Consider the following 2021-nt stretch of genomic DNA (forward strand, 5'->3'; position numbering starts at 1 on the left):
TTAGCGAACTGAGTCAATACTGCAGCAGATATGACTGCAAAAACATTGCATCTTAATAAGAGAAAAATAATAACAAGGACAAGCATCACGACAGGGGATAAAATAGTGACGATATTAAAACGTTGAAAATCCTGAACAGCTTGAAGTAGAGATGATAAATATGACTGAAGCATTCCCAAAGGAAATGAAGCAAATGCCAGCCAAAGCAAAACAGAAGGTACTCCAGGAAACCATTCCTCCCTCATATTGAATATCAATAAAACCCCGATAGCAACACCAACGCTCGTAACAATGCTCCATATCAAGATGCTTGCACGACATGCTATCACCGGAGATACAGAATGACGCCCCACATAAAAAACATTTGCTGAGCTTATCCCAAGGTTCAAAAACACAATCAAAGATGTAGGAAGAAGCATAGCTACAGAATATTGGCCATTGCCACCAGGGCCAAGCGATCTTGCGATAATTATTGATGCCGCAAGACTCATCAATAATGCCAAAATCTGATGCGCGAGTGTCGTAAAAATATTTTTACTAATTAAATGCAGATCAAATTTAGATTGTTTCATACGCATTATTCTGAAATTTAAGATCAATTTTAATATTCATTTGATTTGTTTATAAAATTACTTATGAAGGTTTTATAGTTTACTTCCGAGTTATAATTTTTAAAAATTGTCTGCCGAGCTGCTTGCCGAGTTTGCTCAGACTTGTAGTGCTGAACCGCAATCAGGGCTCTCGCAATTTGATCAACACAAGGTTGACCGGACAACAACCAACCATTTTCTTGATTGATAAGCTCAGGTATACCACCGACAGCGGGAGCAATCGCTGGAATTCCGTAACTCATTGCTTCCATGATCGATATAGGCAATCCTTCTGATTCACTTGTATTGATGAATACGTCAACGTTATTTACTTTATAATAATTTAAAACATCTGCATTTGACAGATGTCCTAGAAAATGAAATCTGACATTAGAGATAGATATAAATGCTTGATCTGCCTTTGATTCTAACATATCTTTTAATTCACCATCACCGATGTGCGTCCAAGAAATTAAAACATTTTTATCAATCTTTTGAGCAGCAATAGCGATTCCTTCAATAATTCGATCGATTCGCTTTACAGAAACACAAAAAGACACAGAGACAACATTATAAGTATTCGCTGACGAACAAGACGATAATTTATTTCCAATCTGAACGCCAAGACGTGCCGTTGATAACAGGCTTTCAGGTATACTAAAACGGTCGTAAAGATATTTTTTTCCTTGTCCAGAAACAGCAAAAATCTGATCAAAATCTCGTACAAATTGACGCCTTAATGGCATATAGCTATTAGGTTGCCGCTCTTCGTAAAGGTCAAATCCGTGCGCGCGTGTAACGACATAATCGACGACACCTTCACGTCTCAATGCCGCCAATGCGTATGCGCCAACATCGAACCAATAGCTGTATGCAATAACACGGCCTTTTGTTCTCGCTATTTTCCACCTGAGTCTCGCACAGATCCGAAGAATCATGGCTTCCGATCGCCACGCCGAGATAAATGTTCCTGCGCTAAGCATTTTCATTTTTTGCAACCAGAACAATTCTTTCCATAACCGTCTGGAAAAAATAGCTCGAATTGCTTTAATCTTCCGAAAGAGACGGCTACTTTCTTGTGACAAACAATAGTCAACAGCTATTTCTTGTGGCAACGGACGAGACACGGTGCCGGGCAGTATTGGCAGTAAGGTAACCCTAGCTTGCTGCTGTTTCGCCCAAAACTTTATTTCTTCTTCCAAAAACTGCTCCCCTGGCTCGCAGGGAAAATGATGTGTCACTATCCAAACATCTATCATAGCAAACATTTTAATATTTATTAGTTTTGAAAATAGATGCGCGATCTCTTTTTTTCGCTATCACTAGCAATCCGTCTTGCAAGAGCGGGAATTTTTTTAAGATCAAATTTCTTACAAAATTTCGCCTTGAAGGCGTGTCGGTGAACTCTATACGCTCCACCTCAAAACCGGA

2 protein-coding genes are annotated in these 2021 nt (G+C 39.2%); both read right to left on the reverse strand.

Translation table 11 applies throughout. The features are described from left to right. On the reverse strand, positions 1–572 hold a 572-nt coding region (locus tag K2Z83_RS28245), incomplete at its 3' end, for an oligosaccharide flippase family protein (RefSeq protein ID WP_220598508.1). 29 nt (positions 573–601) lie between these two features. Beyond that, positions 602–1849 carry a glycosyltransferase gene (locus K2Z83_RS28250; RefSeq protein WP_220598509.1) on the reverse strand — a complete coding sequence of 416 codons (1248 nt, stop codon included), beginning with the start codon at positions 1847–1849 and terminating at the stop codon, positions 602–604. Between the last annotated feature and the right edge of the window lie 172 nt (positions 1850–2021).

The organism is Oscillochloris sp. ZM17-4 (assembly GCF_019599295.1).
Taxonomy (GTDB): domain Bacteria; phylum Chloroflexota; class Chloroflexia; order Chloroflexales; family Chloroflexaceae; genus Oscillochloris.

Excerpts from the sequence above, each read along its gene's own strand:
- K2Z83_RS28250 (WP_220598509.1), bottom strand. The coding sequence starts at position 1,849 with ATGATAGATGTTTGGATAGTGACACATCATTTTCCCTGCGAGCCAGGG.